Here is an 18,804-nt window from a genome sequence, read left to right on the forward strand (position 1 = left end):
TCACCGATTGGCGGCCGGTACCGCCGCGAGGCTTTCTTGCAGGTCCTCGACGAAGAATTCGGGAACCTCGAGCGACGGGAAATGGCCCCCGGCGGTGGGCGTCGTCCATCGGACGATCTGACGGTACCGCTGCTGTGCCCAAGGGCGCGGACAATCGTCGGTATCGCGGGGATACATGGTGAGGGCCGACGGGACCTCGACCCGGAGTTCGGGGTCGAGCGAGTTGTGACTTTCGTAGTAGATGCGGGCCGCCGACGCGCCGGTGCGTGTGAGCCGCCAATACAGGGTGACATCGTCGAGGACGCGGTCTCGGGAGATGGGCTCGAAGGGGCTGTCCTCGGTATCGCTCCACTCGGCGAATTTGTCGAGGATCCAGGCGAGTAGACCCACCGGTGAGTCGACGAGCGAGTAGCCGATGGTCTGTGGTCGGGTGGCCTTGGCGTATGGACTCGGGGTGGACTCCTGCACCACCGCCCAGCTCGACCGTGCTCGGGAACTGAGGGAGTCGATTCACGTCGCCGCGACAGCGGCCGCGATCCGCGACGTCCTTCCCGTGTCCGCGGTCCAGGTCATCAATGACTTCAGCGTCCAGGGACGGGCCTCGGCCGTGCTGACGGCCGAGGGTAACCGTCGGTGGCAACTCGGCTCGGCTTCGGGCGTCGACGGTGCCCTGGGTGTCATCGCCGCCGACGCGATCAGCATCATCGCCGGTGAGCGAGACGGGAGATTGGCCTTGTGCGCAGCGCCGACCTGTCGGGCAGCCTTCTTCGACACCAGCCGGAGTCGCACCCGCAAGTGGTGCGATATGAACACCTGCGGGAATCGCGGAAAGAAGGCACGCTTCAACGCCAATCCGCGTAAATAGTCAGAGGCTGAACACAATTCGAGGGTTCGAACGGCGGCGCGCCATCCTCGGTTCTACATTGCGGGTAGTTGCTCGCCTCGGACGACCTCGATGTCGAGTTCGATCTTGACGGTGGTGCCGACGGCGGCCACTCCCGCGCGCACGACCGCGCTGTAGTCGATCGCGAAATCGTTGCGGTGCAACAGTGTTTCGGCGTGGAACGCCGCACGTACGCCGCCCCACGGATCTTCCCCGAAGCCGCCGTAGGTCACCGCGAGATCGATCGGGCGACGCTGTCCGTGCAGGGTCAGCTCGCCCGGCATCACCCAGGTGTCGGCACCGGTGCGGTGAAACCCGAGACCGGTGAACGTGATCGTCGGATAACTGTCGACATCGAGGAATTCCGGTGAGCGCAGGTGATCGTCACGCATCGAGACACCGGTGTCGATGCCCGCCGCTTTGATCTCGGCGTGCCCGGTGGACCGCTCGAACGGCTCGGCGATATCGAGCCGCCCGCTCACCTCCGCGAATCGGGCCTTGATGCTCGCGATACCGAGGTGGCGCGCGGTGGCGATCACCGTCGAATGCAGCGGATCGATCGTCCACGGTCCCGGCGGGGGCGAGGTCACCGTCCCCGCCGCGGGTGCCAGTACCACTTCACCGACCGCGCCTGTCCCGGTGGCGGAGATCTGCGCGATCCGCGCCACCGGTTCGAACCCGACCGCGGTGAGCACCGCGGTGTGCGTTCCCGCGGGCAAGGGGCCGGTGCACACCGCCCCGGTCTCGTCGGCCGCCGTGCGGGCGATCTGACGCCCCGACATGTCGGTTACCGTGAGCACCGCGTTCGGCACCGGCCAGCCCTCCGCTGTGCGGACGTGGCCGGTCAGCCCACTCATCGGCGGTCCTCGGGCTCGTAGCCGAGCCGCACGTCATGGGTGACCTCGGCGCCGGACACGGTGACCTGATCCGTCACCGGCGGATACCCACGGGTGGTCACGGTGTACTGCCCTTCGAGCAGGTCGGGCACGACATAGCGGCCGTTTTCATCGGTGCGCACCGTTGCGGTCACCTCACCCGCGGCGTCGCGCACGCTGACCAGCGCGTCGGGCACGGCCCTGCCGTCGTCGGCCCGCGCGGATCCGGTGAGTACCGTCATCGCGGACAACTCGATGTCGTGGCGGAGCGCTCCGTTGGCGGGCACCGTCAAGGTGATCGCGCTGGGGCGCATGTGCTCGGCGGCCGCGACCAGGGTGTAGACACCCGCCACCACGCCGTGGCACGTATAGGCTCCGTCGCCGCCCGTGACCGCGGCCCCGATCACCTCACCACGCAGGTCGGTCACGGTGATGGTGGCACCCGGCACGGCCGATCCGTGGTCGGCGGTACGGACGACTCCCGACAGCTCACCGGAGCCCACCAGGCTCAGATCCAAGCGCTGGGGCCGCTCGCCGACCGACACCGTGACCGCGGTCGGCTGGTGTCCCATCGCCGACACGATCAACACGTAGCCGCCCGCCGTCGGCGCGCTGATCGCATAACCGCCATCGGTGGCGCTGCTCGCCCGCGCGACCTGACGGCCGCTCTGATCGATCAATGTCAGCACCGCACCCGGCAGCGGCCGGCCGTCCTCGCGGCGGACGCGACCGTTCACCGTGCCGCTGTCCGTCCCGGACGCCGTGGCGGTGGGCAGAGCGGCCCGCGACGACACATCGACCGCGGCGGCCCGATGACCGTTCTGTACGGCTGTCGCATGCCGCCCGGCCGCGGTGGTCGATACCGGGTCCGCCTCGGACAGCACCCGCTCGGCGCCCTCCCAGACCCGCTCCCCGGGCTGGCTCGACTCGGCGAGTGCGGCCAGTTCGGCATCCAGAGCATCAGCCGCGTCATCTTGCGACGCAGGCGCTGTCGCAGTCGGATCGAGGGCCGGATCGATGTCGATCGTGTTGCGCAACGGGCGGTTCGGCAGCACGGCGGTCGCCAGGAGCGCGACGACCGCCGCCCCCGCGGCGATGAGGAAGATCCGGCCGGTCGCATCGCCGTAGGCGGCGCGCACGACCGTGACGATCGGTGCGGGCAGGGCGTGCAGATTCAGACTGCTGCCACCCGAGGAACCGGTCGTCACGCCGAGCTCGGCGAAACCCTTCGCCGACAGCTCGCCCACCCGGGTGGCCAGCACCGAACCCAATACGGAGACGCCGATCGCGCCGCCGAACGTGCGGAAGAACGCGACACTGCTGGACGCGGCGCCGATATTGTGCACGCTCACCGTGTTCTGCACGGCGAGTACCAGGTTCTGCATCATCATGCCGACGCCGAGTCCGACAACGGCGATGTAGGCACCCACCAGCCACAGATCGGTGGCGTGATCGATCGTCGAGAGCAGGCCGAACCCGACCACCAGCAACGCGGCGCCGGTGACGACGAAGGACTTCCATTTCCCGAACCGGGTGATCAGCTGTCCCGAACCGGTCGACGCGACGAGCATGCCCAGCACCAGGGGGATGGTCAGCACGCCGGCCATGGTCGGCGAGTAGCCGCGCGCGGTCTGAAAGTACTGGCCCAGGAAGGTGGTCGACCCGAACATGCCGACACCGACCGCGATCGAGGCGATGATCGCCAGACCGGTGGTGCGCTCGGTGACGATCGACAGCGGGATGATCGGTGACTCGACGCGCGATTCGACCACGACGGTCGCGAGCAGCAGCAGCACACCGGCACCGACATACAGGGCGGATTCGCGGGAGAACCAGTCGTAGTAGTCCGGTTTGCCGGCGAACGACACCCAGATGAGCAACACCGACACACCCGCGGTCAGCAGGGCGGCGCCGAACCAGTCGATCGACACCCCCTCCTTGCGTTCGGTGGGCAACCGCAGGGTCCGCTGCAGCAGCACCAGCGCGACGACAGCCAGCGGCACACAGACGAAGAAGCACCAGCGCCAGCCCAGCGGGCTGTCGACGATGACGCCGCCGAGGATGGGTCCGCCCGACATCGACACCGCCATCACGGCGCCCATGTAGCCGGAATAGCGTCCGCGCTCCCGCGGCGAGACGATGGAGCCGATGATCGCGACGACGAGCGCGGTCAATCCGCCCATGCCGATGCCCTGGACGACGCGTGCCGCCAACAGGATCGGCACAGTGCTCGCGAAGCCCGCGATCACCGAACCGAGGACGAAGACGACGATGGCCGACTGGACCAGCAGCTTCTTGTTGAACAGATCGGCGAACTTGCCCCAGATCGGGGTGGACGCGGCATTGGCCAGCAGCGCCGTGGTGATGACCCAGGCGTACGCGGTCTGCGACCCCTCCAGGTCCCCGATGATCGTCGGCAGCGCGGTCGACACGATCGTGGTGCTGAGCAGCGCGGTGAACAACGCCGCCAGCAGCCCGGTCATCGCCTCCAAGACCTGACGGTGCGTCATCACGGTGGGGGCGCGCCGAGTCTCCGTCTCGACTGAACTAGACATCCACTTCCTGACTTTCTGTCGAATCGGGTCGATGCTCACCCACACCGGTGCGGTGCGGAGCGGCCGCCAGTGAATTCCTCAGCTTCCGCACCACCGCGGTGGCCTCTTCGGCGTCGGCTTCGGTCCAATCGGCCAGCGCGGCGCGCAATCCCCGGGCCCGCGACTCTCGGACGCGCCGCAGCAGATCGCTTCCCTGATCGGTGATCCGGATGAGGGTGGCTCGGCCGTCGAGGGGATCGGCATGGCGGGCGATATTGCCGGAGTTCACCAGCTCGGCGACATGCCTGCTCAGGGTCGATTGACTGATGCACAAGTCCGCAGCCAGATCCACCTGTCGACACGGCCCCCGAGCCTCGAGCGAACCCAGCACCCCCACGCCTCCAGGAAGAAGGTCCCCTTCCTCGGGGTGGGAGAGCGCAGCGCGGATCGCCCGGCCCATGAAAAAGAGCTCCCTGATCAGGCTCTGAGCCGTATCGGGGGACACTGCCATGCCTACTCCCAGCCCTAGATATTTGCTTGCGGTATACAACTATATCTAGCTTACTTGTACTAAGCAACTAACTGGCCGTGGAGTCGATGAGGTGATGGGCGAGGGCGGCACCTTCCATGGCCAGCCCGGGCGGGTTCGTGGCGATGAACATGGAGTCGGCGGCCAGATTGCCCAGGGCGTGCCAGGTGGGATCGGGTCGATCCGCGACCAGCAGTCGGCGGGTACCGGGTTCGACGCGCAGGCCGCCGGTGGCCGACGGTTCGGCTGCGCCGCCGGCGAGTAGCGCGCTGACGAGGGGCTCGGTCTCCCTCGGCGTGGTGTACGCGGGCGGGTTGACGGCGTTGACAACGACATCGGCGTGCCATTCGGCGTCGTCGTGGACGGTGAAACCGCCGCCGGGTCGAGCTTCGATCTCGCCGAGGCCGGAACGGAGCCGGAGTCGGCACGAATCCAGCAGCCGCAGTAGGAGTTTCGCGTTGTGCGGCACCATCGGTGAACTCAGGCTGCTGATCGTACGGAAGTGCTCGGAGCGCAGCATGCTCCGGTCCGGCTCGGCCAGCAGCGGCCAGACGATCGGACCGAGCACACGGATCGCCATGGTGAGCAGGCGGCGTCCCTGATGCGGGTTGTCCAGCTCGGTCAGCTGACGGCGCAGCCGGGCCACGGGTTCCTCCACGGCGCGGATCTCGGTGGCGAACGACTCGAAATCCTGTCCCAGCTCGGCGAGTTCGGCGCGCATGAGCTCGACCAACTGGTGCAGGTGCACCACGCCGGCGGCGGCCAGCCGCAGCCCATTGGCCGGAGTGAGGTGTTTCGGTGCGAGCGGGAGTGGACGCTGTTGCACGAACGGGAGCACGCCGCTGCGAGAGAGAAGAGTGATCGGTCCGGTGTGGTTGCCGGTCGTCAGCGCCGCGGCGATGTCGACCGCCGTCAGACCGCTACCGACCACCGCCACGTGCGCGTCGGCCGGTATCCCGGCGATCGTGGCGGCCAGGGGGTACGGCTCGTTGATGTAGCCGGGCGCACCGGTGAGCCCGTACTGGTCACGGGGACGCCCGCTCCCGACGCTGAGCACCGCGCGATCGACCGGATGACGGCCGCCGTTCGCGGTGTGCAAGACCGCTCGGCCGTCGCTCGCGCCGGGACGGGAGAAGCCGACGACCAGCGAATTCACCATGCTGACCTGCCAGCCGTTCCGGCGCAGTCGACCGATCGCGGCGTGGGCGGTCTGCTCCAGGTATTCGCCGTAGACGCTGCGGGGAACCAGCGGCTGACCTAGGTCCTCGTCGAGATACCGGGCCACTTCGCCCCGGTCCCGCAGCCACCGTTGGTAATGCGCGCGGTCGGTGGCGCGCACCGACATCAGCGCGGGCGGCGCGTTGACCCGGACCGCCTCGAGGTCCGGCTGGTACGGCCGGCCCCGCCACACCGCCGATGAGCCGTCGAACACGGTGATGGCGCCGGGCGCGCCCTCGATGGCCGCGAGTGCGTCGAGCAGCCCGACGGTCGCCGCGCCCGCACCGATAATGCCGAGATCCATTGTGTTCCTTCCGATCACTGAGACCGGACCAGCGTCGCCCGCACGCCGCGCGTGGAACATCCCTCGTTCGAGGGGTAGCGCCGTCGTGGGAATTTCGCACGCGGTCGGTCGATGACCCCGCAGATGGGGGATGGCGGTCGCTTGTCCGGGACGGCAAGCTTGCGGGCATGGGTGTGACTGCGCTCGGGATGGGCCGACTCCTGGCTGGTATCGAGCAGGCGGCGGACGCGCACGCGCTGTTCGCCGAGACCTCGACGCGGTTACGCCGCATAATGCCGTTCGACGCCGCGGTCTGGGTGGCGACCGATCCGATCAACGGTCTTACCACCGCGCCCGTCCGGGTGGAGAACCTCCACGAAGGCGGCTGTGGCACCTATTGGGAATCAGAGCTCTTCTCCGAACATGTAAACCTTTTCCGGGATCTGGCGCGGGCGCCGGTTCCGGTCGCTGGTCTGCGCGCGGCGACCGGCGATGACCCGGGGCTGAGCTCGCTGTATCGAAATTTCATGTGCCCGCGCGGTTTCGACGACGAACTGCGCGCTGTGTTCCGCGTCGACGGGCAGCCATGGGGTCAGCTGAGCCTGTTCCGGGAACGCGGGCGAAAGCCGTTCCAGGACAGCGATATCGCGCTGCTGAGCGGGTTGTCCACGCCGATGGCCCGCCGGCTGCGCAGCTTTGCCCAGTCACTCGGCCCCGTTGCGCCGGGGCGCACGGCAGCTCCCGGCATGTTGCTGTTCGACCCGAAGGGTGGCCTGGTCTCGATCAACGACGAGGCCAGACACCTGCTTGCCCAGATGCCGGCCGGCCCTGCCACCACGACCGCGCAAGGCATCGAATTGCCGCTGCCCGTCTGGATTCTCAGCACCGCGGGCCGGGCCCGGATCACCGGCGAGAATTCCCGGATCCGCATCCGCGGCACGACCGGCCGTTGGCTGGTCTGCCACGCCTCCTGCCTGCGCGACCTCGCCGGGGCGCCGGGAATGACGGCGCTGGTAATCGAGCCCGCCACGCCGTCGGAGGTGGCCTCGCTGGTGGTGGCCGCCTACGAACTCACCCGGCGCGAGCTCGACGTCACCGAACTGATCGCGCGTGGCCGGTCCACCGGCGAGATCGCGGCCACCTTGTTCCTGTCTGCCCACACCGTGCGCGACCACGTCAAAGCGATCTTCGACAAGGTCGGCGTCACCAGCCGGGGCGAGCTCGTCGCCACACTGTTCACCGACCACTACGCGCCACTCGCCGCTACCCGAACCGCGCGCGTGTTCGACGGGGAAAAGGGCGCCTAGCGGCGGATCGGCCGGATTCGCGTCGATCGAAGGGTGGCCGGCCTTCGCCGTTCGCTCACCCGGCACGCACTACCCGGATCGCCGGCGGATGTCGCAGGCTCTGGCCGACCACGCAATACCGTTCGGTGAGGTCGGCGAGTTTCGTCAGCGCGGCCGGGTCCACGTCGGACGAGGTCGTGACCGTGATCGTCACAGTGATCGGCGATATCCCGACGTCCGCGGTCCGGTCGATGCCGAGCGTGCCGGTGGCGTCGAAGGTGCCGGTGGCCTCGACCTCGGCGCCGGTGATGGGCAGCGCCATGGCGGTGGCGACGCTGCGGCAGGTCACTCCCGCGCAGGCGGCCAGCGCTTCGAGGAGCATGTCGCCCGAGCAGGCATCGGAACCGTCACCGCCGGTGGCCGGGTGCAGGCCGGCGCGCACCGGACCGGCGAAGGTCCGCACCGTGCAGGTGATACCGGGGTCGGCGAACGAACCGCCGCCGCGCAGGGGAGTGACTGCGGCCGCCGGGTCGTCTCGGTAGCGCTGTTTCACGCCAGCTTGCCGGGCTTTCAACTCCGCCGCCGTGGTCATCTGTCAAGCGTAGGCCGCCGCGACGGGCAGAGGCGCGCGCGCCGCGCTGAACCGTGGCCCTGGTACCGCGCGCGGTACCAGGTGCGTCAGGCCGGCTGCGACATCATGGGCATGCGCTGAAAGCGCGACACCCGACCCCTGAGCGACGGAGCCGGGTGCTCGACGCCCGCGCGGACTAGGTGCGTTGAGGGTAGATGCCCTCGGTGGCGATCGCGTAGTGCAGAGTGCCGCCCAACCCCTCGGCGGCGACCTTCAGGTTCGGCAGGGCGAAGGTTTCCCGACCGTCACCGCCGTAGGTGTTGCCGAGCAGGCTGAACAGGGCCTGGTAGTCGTTGATCTTCACGATCTGGCCCTCGCACGGAGCCCAACCCATCGGCGTCCAGGGATAGGGAAAGAGCGCGATCTGACCGAGAATCGGATCCATGTGCTGAAAAGTCCTCTCATGCAACTGATTTGACGAGATCGGACGACGGCCGACGACGCGGCCGCATCAGTTCTACAGCAGACCTCGTTTCGGGGGCAAACCTGCGCGCCTGTCGATCGGGTGGTGCCCGCGAGCGTTGATCCTCGCCCGGTGGATCGGTCCCAGCGTCGGGTGATCACGAGGCGGTGGATCGCCCGATGCTCGGCAGTGCGGCGGCGATCGACCGGCCGAGGACCCGCGTTTGCGTTCACGACCAACCATGGCCTAGCATTCTGAACATGTTCAGTGAACATGTTCAGTCGCGGTCGGAGCAACAAGCGGCGACGCGACAGAAGGTCTTGGCGGCAGCCGAACGGCTCTTCCGTGCCCAGGGCTTCAAAGCGACCACCATTCGGCAGATCGCCGCCGAAGCGAAGGTGAGCACCGGGACTGTCATGGCGGCCGGCGAAAAGGACGCGTTGCTCGTCTCGATCTACGACAACTGGATCACCTCGGTGCACAACAGCAGGCACACCGAGCTCGCGCCCTCGGCGACGACCGCGACCGCCGAGGACGTGCTGAACCTCTTCGCTCCTTTCGTCGGACATTTCGCGCTCGACTCCGAGCTCTCACGCGAGTACCTGGCGATCCTCGTCCGCGGAAACCATGAGTCGGTGATCTTTCGAGACCTCGCACTCGCCCTGCTGGGCGAACTCGAAACCGTGCTCGCCCGAACAGCGCTGCCCCACAGTCAGGTCGGTCGTGGCGCTCGGACCATCTATCTCGCCTACCTCGGTTTGCTGATGACCGCGGCCAGCGGTGCCATCGCGATGCCCGACGCGGCCGAACAACTGCGACAGACCATCGAATTCGTCATCACGCCTCCGGAAGGAAACCCATGATCCACGCTCCCCAACCCTGGTGGCTACCAGCGCTACTCGCGCTCTCGCTGTTCGCGGACGCGCTCATGTCCGTGCGCCCGCCGATGTTCATCCAGCGATGCCTCGACGGCGTCCGGTTTCCACGCGACTGGTGGTGGACGCTCATCACCATCAAACTGGCGGCCACCGCGGGTCTCCTTGTCGGACTGAAGTATCCGGGTGTCGGATTCGCCACCGCGGTCGGTGTGATCGGCTATTTCGTGTGCGCCGCCTACGCCCACTATCGCGCCCGGTTCCTCGGATACGAGTTCTGGATCAACTGCCTCGGCATGCTGGCCCTGGCGGTGGTAGCGACGATCACGTACGTGGTGTGAGCGGCAGCGCTGCCCGGAATCCGACTCGGTGCCACCTGATCGTGGCCTGCGACGACTCCGGGCAGCCTTCGCACAAGTCAGCGGATGAACACCGCCGCGATCGGGCCGAGTGCGTGGGCTGGTCGTCCCCGAGAGGCGGGAACTGGAGACCGGGCCCTCAGCGAATCTGGCGCTACAGTCACCTCGGAACTCTTCACGCTGCTGAGTTCTCGAATCTCCCGAGGACGCGGAGACGGTTCGAAGGTTGATCGATCGAGGATTGTGGTGACTTCGGGCAGATCTCGTGCCGCGAATGACGGCACTGTGGCTTCCAGCCTGGCCCGGTTGGTTTCGGGCGTCGTACAAGACCTGGGTATGAATCGGGGTCAGTTCGCGCATCTGCCGGATCTGCGGCCGGAGGTGCTGGCCGATGATCTGGCCCGGGTGTCGACGCCGACCATGATCGCTCTGTGGGAGCAACTCACACTCAGCGATGCCGGAACCGCGATCGGCGTGCATGTCGCCGAGCAAGCGCCGGTGGGCACCCTCGGACTGTGGGACTACCTGTACACGACCGGCGCCAGTCTGATCGAGACCACACCGCAGGCGCTGAACTATCTGGACGTGATCGGCGATCCGGGCGCGGAGAAGACACGGGTGCTGCAGAGCGGCAGCCAGTTCACGATCGGGCACGCGACCGGTCCCGCGGTGCCCGATGTGGTCGAGGCGATCGAGATCTTCGTGCTGGCGCTGTTCCTGCAGCGGTCGCGCGAGGCCACCGGCCGTCCGGTCGTTCCGCTGCGGGTGAGCCTGTCGCATCGTGCGCCTCGCGAGCATCGCCGGCTGGTCGAGTTCTTCGGCACCGCGCGGATCGACTACGAGGCGCCGGTCAATTCGATCATCCTGCTCGAGGACGACGCGCACGCGCCGCTGCCGCAATGCCAGCCCGGCCTCGGCAAGATTCTGCAGAACCACGCCGAGCTGACCTTGGCCGCCGCCAAACCGGTGCTGCGCTGGTACGACGCTTTCCGGGTCGCGCTCGACATCGTCTTCGAGCAGGGCATCGTCTCGTTGGAAGCCGTTGCCGAGCGGCTGGTGATGAGCCCGCGCACCCTGCAACGGCGCCTGGCCGAACATGAGACGACTTGGCGCAGCGAGGTCGAACAAGTCCGTCGGCAACGCGCGCTGGACCTGCTGCGCGATCCCGACCTGTCGATGCGGTCGATCGCCCGCCGCGTCGGCTACAGCGATGAGCGCGCGCTGCGCCGGGCCGTCCGCCGCTGGCATGGACTGCCGGCCTTGGCAGTTCGCGACGAGCTCGCCGCGGGGTGAGGACGACAGGCAGCCCACTGGACAGGATAGCGATTCGCTGCGATTGATTCCCGACGTCGAACGTCTACTGCGGCCGGGCTCGATACGCGTCACGCGGGACATAGGTCTTGGTGCCCGCGGCCTGTGCCGGTCGCGGTGTGCATACTCCCGCGACAGGTGGCGGCAGGGGGGTGTCCGTGGGCGGTCGGTGTCGCACCGGTTGCCCCGGCAAACCACCTCCCGTGCGGGGTCGCGGCATCGATCACCCGGAAACCATGGACGTGCCCCCACCTGCGGTGGGAAGCTCGAAGGAGCCGGGTCCCTAATCCGAGGGAGCGTGCGACATGGTGGACCGGACGAACGGGGCGCAGCGACCGGAGAGCATCCGGAACGTGGCGTTGGTCGGCAGCAGCGGTGCGGGCAAGACGACGCTGGTGGAGGCGCTGGCGTTGGCGACCGGCACGGTGAATCGGGCCGGCCGGGTGGAGGACGGGACATCGCTGTCGGACTACGACGAGGTCGAACGGCGACAGCACCGATCCGTGCAGGTGTCGGTGGTCCCGGTGCTGTGGGGCGGGGTGAAGATCAATCTGATCGATACGCCGGGATGCCCGGATTTCGTCGGCGAACTGCGCGCCGGGTTGCGCGCGGCGGACGCGGCTCTTTTCCTGGTGTCGGCGGCCGACGGAGTGGAGGGCGTGGCGGGGGCGACGCGGGAACTGTGGGCGGAGTGCGCGCGGGTGGGGATGCCGCGGGCGATCGTGATGACACATCTGGACACGGCGCGGGCGGAGTACGCGGAACTGGTCGAGACCTGTCAGGCACTGCTGACCGACGGAGCGAGCGATACCGTGCTCCCGTTGCACTTGCCGGTCTACGGGCAGAAGAGTCCCGACGGGCACCGGCCCGCGATCGGACTGCTGGAACTGCTCGAGCGACAGGTCGCCGACTATCGCAGCGGCAAACGCGAGCGCACCGAGCCTTCCGCCGACCAGCTCGGGGTGATCGACCCGGCTCGCGATCGATTGATCGAGGCGATCATCGCCGAGAGCGAAGACGAAACGCTGATGGACCGCTACCTCGACGGCGAACCCGTCGAACTCGGCACCCTGGTCGCGGACCTGGAACGAGCCGTGGCGCGCGGTAGCTTCCATCCGGTGCTGTTCGCGGCACCAGCCGCCGAGGACGCGGAACAGGGCCTGGGCACGCTCGAACTGCTGGAACTGGTCACGGCCGGGTTCCCGACGCCGATCGAACACCCGCTGTCGGCCGTGGCGCGCGGCGACGGCGCCGCGCCCGCCGCGCTGCGCTGCGATCCGGCGGGAGAACTCGCCGCGGAGGTCATCCGGACCTCGTCCGACCCGTATGTGGGACGGGTGTCGCTGGTGCGGGTGTTCTCCGGCACGCTGCACGGCGAGGACACCGTCCGCGTCTGCGGACCCGGGCACGATGCCGACGACCGGGTCGGCGGGGTCACCGCACCGTTGGGGAAACAACAGCGGGCACTGACCGAGGCCGTCGCCGGCGATATCGCGTTCGTGAGCAAACTCGGCCACGCGGAAACCGGCGACACCCTGTCCGGCACCGAGAATCCCCTCCTGATCGCGCCGTGGCAGCTGCCGGAACCTTTACTGCCCGTGGCTATTCGAGCGCAAGGGAAGGCCGATGAGGACAAGCTCTCGCAGAGCCTGACCCGGCTCGTCGCCGAGGATCCGACCTTGCGGCTGGAAAACAACGAACACACCCATCAGCTGGTGCTGTGGTGCCTGGGGGAGGCCCACCGGGATGTCGCGCTGGAACGATTGCGCGGGCGGTTCGGGGTGCGAGTGGACGTGGAGCCGTACCGGGTGGCGCTGCGGGAGACGCTCGCCGCCGCGGCCGAAGGGCGCGGCAGGCTGGTGAAGCAGTCCGGCGGGCACGGGCAGTACGCAGTGTGCCGGATCGAGGCGGAACCGCTGCCGGTGGGAACAGGATTCGAGTTCGTCGACCGGGTGGTCGGTGGGGTGGTGCCGCGACAGTTCATCGGATCGGTGGAGAAGGGGGCGAGGGCGCAGGCCGCGCGCGGGGTCACTCCCGGATATCCGCTGGTGGATGTGCGGGTGACACTGGTGGACGGGAAGGCGCACTCGGTGGACTCCTCCGACGCCGCCTTCCAGACCGCGGGTGCCCTCGCCCTTCGCGACGCGGCGGATGCGTCCGGAACCCTGCTGCTCGAACCGGTCGCCGCGGTGCGGGTCACGGTCCCCGACGACCAGCTGGGCGGCGTCCTCGGCGACCTGTCCACCCGCCGCGGCCGCATCCTCGGCACCGAACCGGCCGAGCCCGGCCGCACCCACATCCGGGCCGAGGTACCCGAACTCGAACTGAGCAGGTATGTCATCGACCTGCGATCGCTCACCCACGGCGCGGGAGCGTTCGCCCGCGGGTACCTGCGGCACGAGCCGATGCCGGCCGCCGTGGCCGCGCGGGCACGCAAGGAAAGCCCCGAGGTGTCGGGGGCCGTATGATTGTCGCGGCCGTGGCCCGGGCGTGAGCTGCACTCGTGAACCGAGAATGCGTTCTCGGAATTGTCATAGCAACCAAGTTTTTCACCGGTTCACCAGAGCATCCCCCGTCTCGCTGTGTGGAGACACAATCGGAGCCATGCTCGTGCAACACCCGGTTTCTGCCTCGTCCCCGCTGACGGCTCGATTGCTCGGTCGTTGGCCGCAGATCGCGGAGCGGATGCTGACCGAGGGCCTGGACGCCACCGCGCCCGCCGAACTGCCCGACGGTCACTTCACCGCCGAGGTCTTGCCGACGATCTATGCCTGTGGGCGGGCGGTACTCGAAGCGATCGGCGCCGACCGCGAATTCACCCGTGCGGAGGTCACCGCATTCGTGGCCCCGGTCGCCGAGCGCCATGCCGAGGACAGACTCCCGCTGTCGATGCTGATCAGCGCGATCCACCGGTCGGCGCAGGCGGTACTCGCGGAAGCCGCGGCGGTCGCCGACCCCGCGCGGATGGATGAGTTCATCCAGGTCTTCAACCGGCTGCTCGAATTGCTGCGGCGTATCAACATGACCGTGGTCGAGACCTATACCGAGGTCGAACAGTCGATCTACCACGCCGAGCGGGAGGCCAGGCGCGAATTGTGTTCGGCGTTGGTGCGCGGGCTGCCCGCCGAAGAACTCGCCGTGCGGGCGGACACCATCCTCGCCGACTGGTACACGGTGCTGGCAATCCACGTGAGCGAACCGGCGCGCACCGGTAGCGCCGTCAACCTGGTGACCCGGCGCCGGATCCGATTGCTGCAGAGCGCGCTCTACCAGCTCACCGGCGCCATCACTCCCGCGACGTTCGACGGCACCAGCGGGATCGCGTTGTTGAGCAACAGTTCCGAGTCCGACGTCGTCGACGCCGCGCGACTCGACGAGCTGGCCGCTCGGCTGACGCAGCAGTTCGGGGTCACGGTGTACCTGGGGGAATTCTCCACCGTGCGCCGCGAGGGTATTCCGGCGGCAGCCGTGGACGCGGGTGAACTGGCCGAGCTGGCCCGGCTGTGCGGTCGACCGGGAGGCAGCTACCGGCTCGACGACCTGCTGCTGGAGTACCAGCTCACCCGGCCGGGTCCGGCGCGAGAACGATTGGCGCAGCGCGTGATTCCGCTGCTCGCGAGCCCGCATCTGCTCGAGGCGCTGGAGGCTCATCTTCGACACGGCGCGGACCGCAAGACCGCTTCGCGTCGCATCCATGTCCATCCGAACACCTTCACCTACCGGCTGCGCCGCATCGCCGAACTCACCGGCCTCGACCCGGCCGAGCCCACGGATTCGCGCATGCTGGCGGCAGCGCTCACCGTGCACCGGCTCGTCTCCTCCCAGTCTCATGGCCAGGCCTAGGAATTCGGCACCGCGGTGACGAAATCGGCTGCGGCGTCGACATGGCGGGGGTAGCGCGTATGAACGTGCCAGTCGATTTCGTACTCCACAGCACAAGACGCTGGTTCGGGTAGCTTGCAACCTGCCGCACCACCGGGTCGACCAGGTCTCGATTGCCCTGCTGGACCGAAGCAGGCTGATCGAGGCTCACCGGGCAGCCGACCCGGTAAGCGTCGGCGGTGCCCGACAGTGCGTCCTTGATCGCAGTGGAGACGGGTAACCGACGACCGTCCCGGGGTGGAATGTGCTCCACCTGCCGCCGGGCTCGTTGGTGCCGCGAACAGAACGCGCAGAAGGCGTCACGGCGCGAGCGGTCCGTGCTGCGCCGCATCCGTCGGGTTCACCCGCTTCGGGTGATCCGCGCCGGTCGACCAGGTCCTACGTTCGATCGAGAGCGTCGCAGGCGTTCCACCGACATCGCAGAACAAGGAGTCCACCGTGGCGGACAAGTCGAGTTCGGGACGTGAGAATCTTCCGATTCCCGATCGCCAATACTTGGGTTTGGTGACCTATGACGCCAAGGATCCCGAGACGACGTTTCCGCCCATCGAGCCGCTGCTGCCGCCGGAAGGCGCACCGAATGTCTTGGTGATCCTGCTCGACGACGTCGGTTATGGTGCGGCCAGCGCCTTCGGCGGACCCGCAGCGACACCGACCGCCGAACGACTGCAGAACAATGGCCTGACCTACAACCGTTTCCACACCACAGCGTTGTGCGCCCCGACCAGGGCCGCTCTGCTCAGCGGCCGTAATCATCATTCGGTCGGGATGGGCATGATCACCGAGACGGCGACGGCGGCGCCCGGTTCGTCGGGGGTGCGCCCCAACACCAAGGCCGCGCTGCCGATGACCTTGAAACTCAATGGCTACTCGACCGCGCAGTTCGGCAAATGCCACGAGGTGCCGCCGTGGCAGACGTCGCCGATCGGGCCCTTCGACGCGTGGCCGACCGGCGGTGGTGGCTTCGAATACTTCTACGGATTCATCGGCGGTGAAAGCAACCAGTACTACCCGGCCCTGTATGAAGGAACGACCCCGGTCGAACCCGAGAAAACTCCGGAGCAGGGATATCACCTCACCGAGGACCTCGCCGATCGCGCCATCGACTGGGTGCGCACCCAGAAGGCGCTGGCGCCCGACAAGCCCTTCTTCGTCTACTTCGCGCCGGGTGCCACGCACGCGCCCCACCATGTGCCCGCCGAATGGGCGGACCGGTACGCGGGCAAGTTCGCCGGTGGCTGGGATGCCCAGCGCGAGGCGATCATTGCCCGGCAGAAGGAACTGGGGGTGGTGCCCGCCGAGGCCGAGCTGACCCCGCGTCCGGCCGTGATCCCGGCGTGGGACGAGATGAGCGATGCGCTGAAACCGGTGCTGGAACGGCAGATGGAGGTCTATGCCGGGTTCCTGGAGCACACGGATTTCCAGGTGGGCCGACTCGTCGACGCGGTGGAATCCATCGGCGCGCTGGACAACACGCTGATCTATTACATCATCGGCGACAATGGCGCCTCCGCGGAGGGAACCGTCAACGGCGCCTTCAACGAGATGGCCAACTTCAACGGTCTCGCCGCGATCGAGACGCCGGAGTTCATGGCCGAGGTCAAGGACAAACTCGGCGGCACCGACGCCTACAACCACTATTCGGTGGGGTGGGCGTGGGCGATGTGCACGCCGTTCCAGTGGACCAAACAGGTCGCCTCGCACTGGGGTGGCACTCGAAACGGCGCCGTCGTGCACTGGCCCGACGGGATCAGCGCCCGAGGTGAGGTGCGCTCGCAGTTCACCCATGTGATCGATGTGGCACCCACCATTCTCGCCGCGGCCGGAATTCCCGAGCCGACCTTCGTGATGGGCGTTCAGCAATCGCCTATCGAGGGCACTGCCATGAACTACACCTTCGAATCCGACGACGTCGCCGAACGCCACAACCTGCAATACTTCGAAATGGCGGGCAACCGGGGCATCTATTTCCAGGGTTGGAGCGCGGTCACCCGGCACAGCACGCCATGGCTGCCCAACGAAGAACTCCCCGCCCTCGACGACGATGTGTGGGAACTCTACGACGGTCACACCGATTGGACGCAGGCGCGGGACCTGGTCGCCGACCATCCGGACAAACTCGCCGCGCTCCAGCGACTGTGGTTGATCGAGGCGGTCAAGTACAACGTCTTGCCGATCGACGACCGCCGGTTCGAGCGGATCAACCCGACCATCGCCGGGCGCCCGCAACTGATCAAGGGGACAACGCAAGTGTTGTTCCCCGGGATGAAGCGACTCAGCGAGCACAGCGTCATCGATATCAAGAATCGCTCCTTCAGCGTGACCGCCTCGGTCGAGATCGCGACCGAGGGCCCCACCGAGGGCGTGGTCATCGCCCAGGGCGGCCGGTTCGGTGGCTGGGCCCTGTACTTCAAGGACGGGTACGCGGCGTTCGTCTACAACCTGCTCGGAATGACCGAGTTCATCACGACCGCGAGCGAGGTCCTCTCACCAGGCAGCCATCAGGTCCGCGCCGAATTCGCCTATGACGGAGGCGGATTGGCCAAGGGGGGCGACGTGACGCTGTTCTATGACGGCACTCCGGTCGGAAAGGGCCGGGTCGAGCAGACTCAGCCGATGGTGTTCTCGGCCGAGGAGACCACCGATATCGGCGAGGACTACGGGCTCCCGGTCAGTCAGGACTACGCGGGCGCGAGCAAGTTCACCGGCCGCATCAGCGTGGTCCAGATCGACGTCGGCACGGACGACCACTCACACCTCATCGACCCCGCCGAGGTCGCCAGGGTCGCGATCTCGAGGCAGTAGACCTGACCGATACCTTGCCCGAACGCGCAAGTGCGACAAGCGAAAGGAGCCCGGGGCTGCGGGCTCCTGACGCTTGCGCGGGACGCGGGCCGAAGTTCAGCCTGCCGAGTGGCCGTCCCAGGAAACGAGTTTCCAACCCTTCGCCGGGCTGCCCTTCACGACAACGCGGCCGGTGTTGTGCAACGGATCGGATTGCAGCTTGCTCGGATCAGGATCGGACACCGACATCAGTGTCCAGACCATGATGGCACCGCCGTGGGAAAAGACGGCCGCGCGCTTGCTGCCGCGGTCCTGGATGTCCTGGATGGAATCATTCATCCGCTTCTTGAATTCGTGGCCGTTGATGGACCCGGGGATTCGCGCGTCCAGGTTGCCCTGAATCCACTGCAGCGGTGCGGCGAAATAGTCGCGGCCGGCATCGCGCTCGGGCGTGCCCTCGTAGATGCCGGCCTCGATCTCGTGGATGCCGTCTTCGATCACGGTGGGAAGACCACACAGCTGCGAGGTCGGTGCCGCTGTTTGCTGGGTGCGGATCATCGTCGAGGCATACACGCCGTCGAACTTGCAGTCGGCGAGGAGTTCGGCGACCGCGGCGGACTGCTCCCAGCCCTTGGCGGTGAGTTCGGGTCCCGGGACGGTGGTGTCGATCAGGCCGGAAGCATTGCCCGTCGATTCGCCGTGACGGACAAGAGTCAGGGTCATTTCACCGGTCGCCGGCGCAGCGAGCGCGCTTCCACCGCCCGCCGTGACGAGTGTCAGTACCGCGACTATCGAGGTGACTGTCGCGGACAGGCGAGATTTCAGCGGACTCATAAGGACTCCTTCGTCGTCGAGAACCGGGCCGATCGGGACGGAACGCTGTGGCCCGATTCGGGACACTAAAGTCGGCTCGACAGCACCTCGGGAGGGTCTCCCGGTGACCGGGATCAT

General features: G+C 67.6%; 14 protein-coding genes and 3 pseudogenes. 8 read left to right on the plus strand and 9 right to left on the minus strand.

The window, feature by feature from the left end; translation table 11 throughout:
- Positions 1 to 444, minus strand: a pseudogene (locus V8688_RS03295) (epoxide hydrolase); the annotation flags it as partial.
- 1 nt (position 445) lies between these two features.
- On the opposite strand from V8688_RS03295, the pseudogene V8688_RS03300 reads away from it, so the two are divergent.
- Positions 446 to 865 (plus strand): annotated as a pseudogene (locus V8688_RS03300) (CGNR zinc finger domain-containing protein); the annotation flags it as partial.
- Between the two features lie 53 nt (positions 866 to 918).
- Here V8688_RS03300 and V8688_RS03305 read toward each other — a convergent pair.
- The 5 genes and pseudogenes from V8688_RS03305 to V8688_RS03325 form a co-directional block, all read right to left on the minus strand.
- The gene (locus V8688_RS03305; RefSeq protein ID WP_342800133.1) at positions 919 to 1,740 is read right to left on the minus strand and encodes a YceI family protein; all 822 of its coding nucleotides are present in this window, start codon (positions 1,738 to 1,740) and stop codon (positions 919 to 921) included.
- Positions 1,737 to 2,642 carry a carboxypeptidase-like regulatory domain-containing protein gene (locus V8688_RS03310; protein WP_342800175.1) on the minus strand — a complete coding sequence of 302 codons (906 nt, stop codon included), beginning with the start codon at positions 2,640 to 2,642 and terminating at the stop codon, positions 1,737 to 1,739. Before V8688_RS03310 ends, V8688_RS03305 begins: the two co-directional genes overlap by 4 nt.
- 132 nt (positions 2,643 to 2,774) lie before the next feature.
- A pseudogene (locus tag V8688_RS03315) lies at positions 2,775 to 4,268 on the minus strand (MDR family MFS transporter); the annotation flags it as partial.
- A gap of 37 nt (positions 4,269 to 4,305) precedes the next feature.
- The gene (locus tag V8688_RS03320; protein ID WP_218719088.1) at positions 4,306 to 4,803 is read right to left on the minus strand and encodes a MarR family winged helix-turn-helix transcriptional regulator; all 498 of its coding nucleotides are present in this window, start codon (positions 4,801 to 4,803) and stop codon (positions 4,306 to 4,308) included.
- A gap of 67 nt (positions 4,804 to 4,870) precedes the next feature.
- The gene (locus tag V8688_RS03325) at positions 4,871 to 6,343 is read right to left on the minus strand and encodes an FAD/NAD(P)-binding protein (protein ID WP_342800134.1); all 1,473 of its coding nucleotides are present in this window, start codon (positions 6,341 to 6,343) and stop codon (positions 4,871 to 4,873) included.
- Between the two features lie 272 nt (positions 6,344 to 6,615).
- Here V8688_RS03325 and V8688_RS03330 point away from each other — a divergent pair, with 272 nt between their 5' ends.
- Positions 6,616 to 7,629 carry a LuxR C-terminal-related transcriptional regulator gene (locus tag V8688_RS03330; protein WP_342800135.1) on the plus strand — a complete coding sequence of 338 codons (1,014 nt, stop codon included), beginning with the start codon at positions 6,616 to 6,618 and terminating at the stop codon, positions 7,627 to 7,629.
- A 55-nt stretch (positions 7,630 to 7,684) separates the two neighbouring features.
- Here V8688_RS03330 and V8688_RS03335 read toward each other — a convergent pair whose 3' ends face one another.
- On the minus strand, positions 7,685 to 8,200 hold the full coding sequence (locus V8688_RS03335; protein ID WP_218719091.1) for an OsmC family protein: 516 nt from the start codon (positions 8,198 to 8,200) through the stop codon (positions 7,685 to 7,687).
- Positions 8,201 to 8,375: 175 nt separating this feature from the next.
- Positions 8,376 to 8,624 (minus strand): tail fiber protein, encoded by a 249-nt coding sequence (locus tag V8688_RS03340; RefSeq protein WP_218719092.1) that lies wholly within the window; start codon positions 8,622 to 8,624, stop codon positions 8,376 to 8,378.
- Between the two features lie 197 nt (positions 8,625 to 8,821).
- On the opposite strand from V8688_RS03340, the gene V8688_RS03345 reads away from it, so the two are divergent.
- The 6 genes from V8688_RS03345 to V8688_RS03370 all read left to right on the plus strand — a co-directional run bounded on the left by V8688_RS03345 (position 8,822) and on the right by V8688_RS03370 (position 17,874).
- The gene (locus V8688_RS03345) at positions 8,822 to 9,505 is read left to right on the plus strand and encodes a TetR/AcrR family transcriptional regulator (protein ID WP_342800136.1); all 684 of its coding nucleotides are present in this window, start codon (positions 8,822 to 8,824) and stop codon (positions 9,503 to 9,505) included.
- On the plus strand, positions 9,502 to 9,858 hold the full coding sequence (locus V8688_RS03350; protein ID WP_218719094.1) for a DoxX family protein: 357 nt from the start codon (positions 9,502 to 9,504) through the stop codon (positions 9,856 to 9,858). Before V8688_RS03345 ends, V8688_RS03350 begins: the two co-directional genes overlap by 4 nt.
- Positions 9,859 to 9,942: 84 nt before the next feature.
- Positions 9,943 to 11,169: an AraC family transcriptional regulator ligand-binding domain-containing protein gene (locus V8688_RS03355; protein WP_316574495.1), complete on the plus strand. Its 1,227-nt coding sequence runs from the start codon at positions 9,943 to 9,945 to the stop codon at positions 11,167 to 11,169.
- A 323-nt stretch (positions 11,170 to 11,492) separates the two neighbouring features.
- Positions 11,493 to 13,655 (plus strand): elongation factor G-like protein EF-G2, encoded by a 2,163-nt coding sequence (locus tag V8688_RS03360; protein ID WP_342800137.1) that lies wholly within the window; start codon positions 11,493 to 11,495, stop codon positions 13,653 to 13,655.
- Positions 13,656 to 13,791: 136 nt separating this feature from the next.
- Complete coding sequence (locus tag V8688_RS03365) at positions 13,792 to 15,030, plus strand: helix-turn-helix domain-containing protein (protein ID WP_342800138.1); 1,239 nt, start codon at positions 13,792 to 13,794, stop codon at positions 15,028 to 15,030.
- 534 nt (positions 15,031 to 15,564) lie between these two features.
- On the plus strand, positions 15,565 to 17,874 hold the full coding sequence (locus V8688_RS03370; RefSeq protein WP_342800176.1) for an arylsulfatase: 2,310 nt from the start codon (positions 15,565 to 15,567) through the stop codon (positions 17,872 to 17,874).
- 96 nt (positions 17,875 to 17,970) lie between these two features.
- Here V8688_RS03370 and V8688_RS03375 read toward each other — a convergent pair whose 3' ends face one another.
- Positions 17,971 to 18,804, minus strand: a complete 834-nt coding sequence (locus tag V8688_RS03375; RefSeq protein ID WP_316574497.1) for a histidine phosphatase family protein — start codon at positions 18,802 to 18,804, stop codon at positions 17,971 to 17,973.

It is taken from the genome of Nocardia sp. No.11 (assembly GCF_038752175.1).
GTDB classification, from domain to species: domain Bacteria; phylum Actinomycetota; class Actinomycetes; order Mycobacteriales; family Mycobacteriaceae; genus Nocardia; species Nocardia canadensis.

Bases quoted from the DNA above. Each gene is read 5' to 3' on its own strand.
- V8688_RS03305 (WP_342800133.1), bottom strand. From the start codon at position 1,740: ATGAGTGGGCTGACCGGCCACGTCCGCACAGCGGAGGGCTGGCCGGTG.
- V8688_RS03320 (WP_218719088.1), bottom strand. From the start codon at position 4,803: ATGGCAGTGTCCCCCGATACGGCTCAGAGCCTGATCAGGGAGCTCTTT.
- V8688_RS03325 (WP_342800134.1), bottom strand. From the start codon at position 6,343: ATGGATCTCGGCATTATCGGTGCGGGCGCGGCGACCGTCGGGCTGCTC.
- V8688_RS03330 (WP_342800135.1), top strand. From the start codon at position 6,616: ATGCCGTTCGACGCCGCGGTCTGGGTGGCGACCGATCCGATCAACGGT.
- V8688_RS03335 (WP_218719091.1), bottom strand. From the start codon at position 8,200: ATGACCACGGCGGCGGAGTTGAAAGCCCGGCAAGCTGGCGTGAAACAG.
- V8688_RS03340 (WP_218719092.1), bottom strand. From the start codon at position 8,624: ATGGATCCGATTCTCGGTCAGATCGCGCTCTTTCCCTATCCCTGGACG.
- V8688_RS03345 (WP_342800136.1), top strand. From the start codon at position 8,822: ATGCTCGGCAGTGCGGCGGCGATCGACCGGCCGAGGACCCGCGTTTGC.
- V8688_RS03350 (WP_218719094.1), top strand. From the start codon at position 9,502: ATGATCCACGCTCCCCAACCCTGGTGGCTACCAGCGCTACTCGCGCTC.
- V8688_RS03355 (WP_316574495.1), top strand. From the start codon at position 9,943: ATGAACACCGCCGCGATCGGGCCGAGTGCGTGGGCTGGTCGTCCCCGA.
- V8688_RS03360 (WP_342800137.1), top strand. From the start codon at position 11,493: ATGGTGGACCGGACGAACGGGGCGCAGCGACCGGAGAGCATCCGGAAC.
- V8688_RS03365 (WP_342800138.1), top strand. From the start codon at position 13,792: ATGCTCGTGCAACACCCGGTTTCTGCCTCGTCCCCGCTGACGGCTCGA.
- V8688_RS03375 (WP_316574497.1), bottom strand. From the start codon at position 18,804: ATGATCCCGGTCACCGGGAGACCCTCCCGAGGTGCTGTCGAGCCGACT.